The 6,225-nt window shown below is 64.7% G+C and carries 5 protein-coding genes; 4 read left to right on the forward strand and 1 reads right to left on the reverse strand.

The window, feature by feature from the left end; all coding sequences use genetic code 11:
* On the reverse strand, nucleotides 1-1,231 hold a 1,231-nt coding region (locus tag ACLKOZ_RS22150), incomplete at its 3' end, for an ABC transporter substrate-binding protein (protein ID WP_436478386.1).
* Nucleotides 1,232-1,409: 178 nt separating this feature from the next.
* Here ACLKOZ_RS22150 and ACLKOZ_RS22155 point away from each other — a divergent pair.
* From ACLKOZ_RS22155 to ACLKOZ_RS22170, 4 genes are all read left to right on the forward strand, one after another.
* The gene (locus ACLKOZ_RS22155) at nucleotides 1,410-3,425 is read left to right on the forward strand and encodes a beta-galactosidase (RefSeq protein ID WP_436478388.1); all 2,016 of its coding nucleotides are present in this window, start codon (nucleotides 1,410-1,412) and stop codon (nucleotides 3,423-3,425) included.
* Between the two features lie 67 nt (nucleotides 3,426-3,492).
* Complete coding sequence (locus ACLKOZ_RS22160) at nucleotides 3,493-4,536, forward strand: DUF222 domain-containing protein (RefSeq protein ID WP_436478390.1); 1,044 nt, start codon at nucleotides 3,493-3,495, stop codon at nucleotides 4,534-4,536.
* Nucleotides 4,485-5,381 (forward strand): HNH endonuclease, encoded by an 897-nt coding sequence (locus tag ACLKOZ_RS22165; protein ID WP_436478392.1) that lies wholly within the window; start codon nucleotides 4,485-4,487, stop codon nucleotides 5,379-5,381. The genes ACLKOZ_RS22160 and ACLKOZ_RS22165 overlap by 52 nt, the downstream gene beginning before the upstream one ends.
* A gap of 150 nt (nucleotides 5,382-5,531) precedes the next feature.
* The gene (locus tag ACLKOZ_RS22170) at nucleotides 5,532-6,041 is read left to right on the forward strand and encodes a GNAT family N-acetyltransferase (protein ID WP_436478394.1); all 510 of its coding nucleotides are present in this window, start codon (nucleotides 5,532-5,534) and stop codon (nucleotides 6,039-6,041) included.
* Nucleotides 6,042-6,225 lie beyond the last annotated feature (184 nt).

The raw sequence follows: 6,225 nt of genomic DNA on the forward strand, positions 1-6,225 counted from the left end.
CCACGGTGACCTTGCCGTAGTTCAGCTCGGAGCTGATGCGCTTGAAGGAAGCTTCCAGCGTGCCGAAGCCGACGATGGGCGGCTCGGGGGCGTCCTTGAGGTACTTCTCGATGGACTTTTCGTAGTCAACAACCAGCTTGTCGGTGCCCTCAAAGGTGGTGCCGTCGCGCTGGGTCTTGGAGGCCGGAACGCCGCGGGACGTCTTGAAGATCTGGCCTACCTCGGGGTCGTTGACCATGAAGTCGATGAACCGGGCAGCGGCGTCCTTGTACTTGGTCTTGGCGCTGGCGACCATCAGCATCGAGGGCTTCAGGAACAGGCCCAAGTTGTCCGGATCGTCGGAGGGAACGGGCACGAGCTTGAGCTCCTTGGCGCCGCTGTCAGCGAGGTAGCCGGCCATGAAGTTATCCCAGGTGACCTCAGTAGCGGTGACGTTCGAGCCGAACGGGGACTTCGGAGCGAGCTGGGTGGTGCGTTCCTCGGAAACGATGGCGGGAGTGCCGCGCAGGTCGGCGGTGAGGTTCCACCATTTCTTCAGGTCATCCTTGGTGAAGCCAAGCTTGCCCTCATCGGTGAAGGCGGCGATGTCATTCTGGCGGAGCCAGATGTTGAACATCCACCAGACGGAGGTGTAATCGGTGCCGCCGAAGAGCGCGCCGTTGCCCTTGGAGCCGACCTCGGCCAGGAACCCGTTGTATTCCTTGTAGGTCCAGGTGCCGTCCGGTTCGGCGATGCCGAGTGAGGCGAGCTTGGCGGGGTCGTAGTACACGGCAAAGGCGTTAGTACTGGTGGGAATGCCGTAAGTCTTGCCACGGATCTGGCCCGAGGGCAGGAGCGACTTGTCGAAAGCGTCCGTATTGATCTTGACCGTGCCCAGGTCCAGGAGCTGGTTGCGCTGGCCGTAGTCCCGCATGTAGGACAGGTCCCACTGCATGACGTCGGGCAGGCCACCGCCGGCGGCTTCGGTTGCACGCTTCTGCCAGTATCCGGCGAAGTCGGTGAAGTTGCCGTTGACCTTGATGTCCTTGTTCTTTTCCTCGAACAGAGCAATGGCCTTACGGGTGCGCTCAGCACGGTCGTCGTTGCCCCACCAGGTGTAGTTGATGGTGACGGGGTTCTCCGCGGAGCCGGTTTCCCCGGCGGTGGTGGAGCCGGTACCGCAGGCCGCGAGTGCAGCGGCAGATGCGGTGCCGATGGCCACGGTGGTGAGGAAATGCCTTCTGTTGATCATGAGAGCCTCCTTGCTCGTTCTGTGTAAGCCCGTACCCATTTATCTACAACGCGAGCAGTGAGCTGGCTTACACACCTTCTGAAACGATACAATAGCCGGATTATTCGCAGTGGGCAAGCGTTTTCCAAACATCGGTTTTCATGTACGTTTTAATCCAAGCATCAGACAAAGGAGTCACATGACTTTGCAGGAACGATCAGGCCCGGCGAGCGTCTGGGACGGTGTCGAAGGGATCGCCTACGGCGGCGACTACAACCCTGAGCAGTGGCCCGCCAGTGTCCGGTTGGAAGACCTGGAGCTGATGAAGGAAGCCGGCCTCACCTTCCTCAGTGTTGGAATCTTCTCCTGGGCACTGCTGGAACCTGCCGAAGGCGTATACGACTTCGGCTGGCTGGACGAAGTCCTGGACAACCTCGCCGCCAACGGGATCAAGGTGGCCCTGGCAACGGCAACGGCCGCTCCCCCGGCCTGGCTGGTCCGCAAGCACCCCGAGATCCTGCCAGTCACGGCTGACGGGACCGTGCTGGGACCGGGCTCCCGGCGGCACTACTCGCCGTCGTCGGCCGTTTTCCGCCGTTATGCAACGGGTATCACCCGCATCATCGCCGAACGCTACAAGAACCATCCCGCCGTGGCGCTGTGGCACGTAGACAACGAACTTGGCTGCCACGTTTCCGAGTTCTACGGCCCGGAGGACGCCGCCGCGTTCCGCAGCTGGCTGGAACGCCGCTACGGCAGCATAGCTGCCCTCAACGCAGCCTGGGGAACGGCATTCTGGTCCCAGAACTACGGTTCCTTCGACGAAATCCTGCCGCCCGCCGTCGCCCCCTCCACCCTCAACCCGGGCCAGCAACTGGACTTCCAGCGCTTCAACTCGTGGGCGCTGATGGACTACTACCGCGAGCTGGTGGCGGTGCTGCGGGAAGTCACTCCCAACATTCCGGCCACCACCAACCTGATGGCCTCCAGCGCCACCAAGTCGATGGACTACTTCGAGTGGGCCAAGGACCTGGACGTCATCGCCAACGACCACTACCTCGTGGCCGCCGATCCCGAGCGCCAGATCGAACTCGCGTTCAGCGCGGACCTCACCCGGGGTATTGCCAGCGGCGACCCATGGATCCTGATGGAACATTCGACGTCGGCCGTCAACTGGCAGCCGCGCAACCAGCCCAAGATGCCCGGGGAAATGCTGCGCAACTCCCTGGCGCATGTGGCACGCGGGGCGGATGCCGTCATGTTCTTCCAATGGCGCCAAAGCTTTGCCGGGTCGGAAAAGTTCCACTCGGCCATGGTTCCGCACGGCGGCCGGGATACGCGGGTGTGGCGCGAAGTGGTGGAGCTGGGGTCTGCACTGAAGCGGCTCGCGCCAGTCCGGGGTTCCCGCGTGGAGTCCAAGGCTGCCATCGTTTTCGATTACGAGGCATGGTGGGCCAGCGAGATCGACTCCAAGCCAAGCCAGGACGTGAAGTACCTCGACGTCCTGCGCGCATTCCACCGTTCGCTGTTCCTGCGCGGGATCTCCGTGGACATCGTCCACCCCTCCGCCTCGCTGGAGGGGTACGACCTGGTCCTCGTCTGCACCCTGTACTCCGTCACCGACCACGCGGCCACCAACATCGCGGCTGCCGCTCAGGCGGGCGCCACCGTTCTGGTGACCTACTTCAGCGGGATAGTTGACGAAAAGGACCACATCCGGCTGGGTGGCTATCCTGGCGCATTCCGTGACCTGCTGGGCATTCGTGTGGAGGAGTTCCACCCGCTGCTGGCGGACTCCCAACTGAAGTTGAGCGACGGCGGTGTCTCGTCCGTGTGGAGTGAGCACCTCCACCTGGCCGGGGCGGAAGCGCTGCAGACCTTCACCGATTACCCCCTCGAGGGTGTGCCCTCGCTGACCCGGCATGCTGTAGGGTCTGGGGCTGCGTGGTACCTGGCCACATTCCCGGACCATGACGGTATCGAGTCAGTGGTGGACAGGCTGCTGGCTGAATCCGGAGTTGCGCCTCTGACACAGGCAGATTCCGGGGTGGAACTCACGCGCCGCCGCGCCGCTGACGGCAGCTCCTTCCTCTTCGCCATCAACCACTCGCGCTCGTCGGCCTCGGTCCGGGCCGTTGGAACGGACCTGCTCAGCGGAGACCGCTTTGGGGGCACCATTGAGGCCGGTGGCGTGGCGGTGATCGCGGAGGACTAAGGCCCTTCTTTTCGTTGGCGGTCTATGTGAGAGCAAGATTGTCGTACCCCTTTGGCAGGGTATTCCTATGGAAGCTCTTAGGGTTCAGCGGGTGGGGCACGGCGGCGCAGCCGCCCTGCTCACCCGCGCTGACACGTCTGTTGGGGCCGCTTCCAGGGGCAGGGCGTTCGACGGCGGCATCAGGGCTGCCCGGTCCGACAAGCAGTTCGTTCCAACCTCGGAGGTAGCTGCTTCGTGCCTGCCCAGCCCTGCCGGGCTGCCGGATGCTTCAGCGCTTGCGGAGGCCATCGCCGTCGTGAAAGCGGCCGCGGCGGCCGGGCCGGGCTTCCTGGCAATGGCGGGCTACGCGGAAGCCGCCGATTACGCCAGCCAGGTCGAGGACCTCTCCCGGTCCGTGGAGTACCTGCAGGTCCTCGGTGCGGGCGCGGTGGACCGCACCCGCACCCAGGCCATCGCCGACGCAGCAACCGCTAGGACCCGGAACGGCGGTTCCTGGATCACCGGGTGGGATGACGGCACCGAAACGCTTGATGAGACCGATGCTTCCTGGCCTCATGGCACTGCCGATCGCGCCACCGTTGGCCGCGCCGGCTTCACCGCGCAGCCTGTTCAGCCTGTTCCGGCGTCGCCGGCCGATGACGGTTGCAAGAACACCGCCGAGTTCCTTCGTGCCCGGCTCCGGATCAGCGTCGCCGAAGCCCACCGCCGGATCAGTCTCGCCGCCGCGGTGCTGCCCCGGACCGGGATCACCGGGGATACCCAGCCCGCCGAACGCCCCGAACTCGCTACCGCCCTCGCAGCAGGGACCGTCGCGTCCCACCCCGCAAGCATCATCACCCTGGCACTGGACCGCGTCCGGCACCACGCCCCCGCGCACACCACCACCCGGATGGAACACGCCCTAACCCGCACCGCCGCAGAAAACGACACCGACTTCCTCACCCGAATCGCCCGCCGCTGGACCGAGGCGATCGACCAGGACGGCACCGAACCCACCGAACACGAACTCCGCCACCGGCAGGGCGCCTTCCTCCGCCAGGCCCGCCGCGGGCTGCACATGTGGAAATCTTCGCAACCGCCGACCAATACGAACACCTCATCACCGTCATGAACACCGCCACCAATCCCCGCACCCAGGCAGGCAATCCCCACACCACCACCACCGGTACCGGCGGCAGCGACGCCACCAGCACGCCAGACAGCGGGGCCGGCAGCACGGACGAGGGGGACAACGGGGATACCGGTGCCGCCCCTCAACCCGACCTGGACCGGCGCACTCGGCCACAACAACTTCTCGACGGCCTCGTCGGCGCCTGCAAGGCAGCACTGGCCACCGGCACCCTCCCCGCAACCGGAGGACTCCGCCCCCAAGTCATGGTCACCATCGATTACCGCGACCTCCTGGACCGCCTCGAACACGCCACCACCCAAGGACCCCGCTACCGCCCTCAACCAACCAACCCCACCCCGCAGCACCACAACACTCGCGACACCGGCAGGGTCCCCCGCACCGGGACCCCGGATCCCGGCAGCATTCCCGGCACCGGATCGTTCGCGTTCACGGGCCCCGCCGCCCCCGCCACGGTCCGCAAGATCACCTGCGACGCCGACATCATCCCCGTCCTGCTCGGCAGCGAAGGACGCATCCTGGACATCGGCCGCACCACCCGGATCTTCCCGCCCCACATCCGCAAAGCCATCACCGCCCGCGATCACGGCTGCGCCTTCCCCGGCTGCAACGTCCCCGCACCCTGGTGCGAAGCCCACCACATCACCTACTGGTCACACGGCGGATCCACCAGCACCGACAACGGCACCCTGCTCTGCACCCATCACCACCACCTCGTCCACAAAGAACAATGGCAAATCCAGGTCAAAACCGGCATCCCCTGGTTCATCCCCCCACCCCACATCGACCCCCACCAAAAACCCCAACGCAACCACCACCAAACTTAGGCAACGCACGTCCAACGCAGATCAAGGCTGCCCGGCAAGGCTGTACACGCAGTCGAGCCGCCATGTCGACGTAACGCCCGGCAAGCTGATTCCGCACGCCAAGGAAATCCGGAGCCTCCCAGAAGAGGCCATCTGGGCAATACTGGACAGGTGATCAGGGAGGCCAAGCCAGAAGACATCTCCGGAATCCGTGACATTGAGATCGCCGCCGGAGTACTCTTTCGCGGGCTCGGGATGGACGCCGTAGCGGACGACGCCCCACCGTCTCAGAGCGATCTGGCGCCCTACCTGCGCGATGGCAGGGCTTGGGTGGCCACAGACCCGGCCGACAATCCCGTCGCGTACATCCTCGTAGACGTTATTGACAGCAGGGCCCACATCGAACAGGTCAGCGTCCACCCTGCGCACAGCCGCAAAGGCCTCGGCAGCGCCCTCATCGACCATGTGGAACGGTGGGCCGCCGCACGCAGCCTCCAGGGAATGACGTTGACAACTTTCAGCGAGGTCCCATGGAACGCACCCTACTATGAGCGCCTCGGCTTCAGGACCCTGCCCGAACAAGCCTGGTCCAACGGTCTAAAGGAGATCGTGAGGGAGGAAGCCCGGCATGGGTTGGGCGCGTGGCCGCGCGTAGTGATGGAAAAAGAGATTAATGCGTAAACAGCTCCGTCCCGGCAGGGAACCAGTGGTTCCTGCCGGGACGGAGCTGCCACCCGCCGTCGGACGTTCTTAGAGGAGGCTGAGGACGTCCGGAGCCTTTACGGCGGTATGCGGACTAGACGGTGTGAGGACCAGTCGGTCTGCGCTTTAGCTGCTGATAGCCGACTTCATTTCGTCGTGGGCT

Origin of the sequence: Arthrobacter sp. R4 (genome assembly GCF_051365025.1) — a bacterium.
Classification (GTDB): domain Bacteria; phylum Actinomycetota; class Actinomycetes; order Actinomycetales; family Micrococcaceae; genus Arthrobacter.

Bases quoted from the DNA above. Each gene is read 5' to 3' on its own strand.
- ACLKOZ_RS22155 (WP_436478388.1), top strand. From the start codon at position 1,410: ATGACTTTGCAGGAACGATCAGGCCCGGCGAGCGTCTGGGACGGTGTC.
- ACLKOZ_RS22160 (WP_436478390.1), top strand. From the start codon at position 3,493: ATGGAAGCTCTTAGGGTTCAGCGGGTGGGGCACGGCGGCGCAGCCGCC.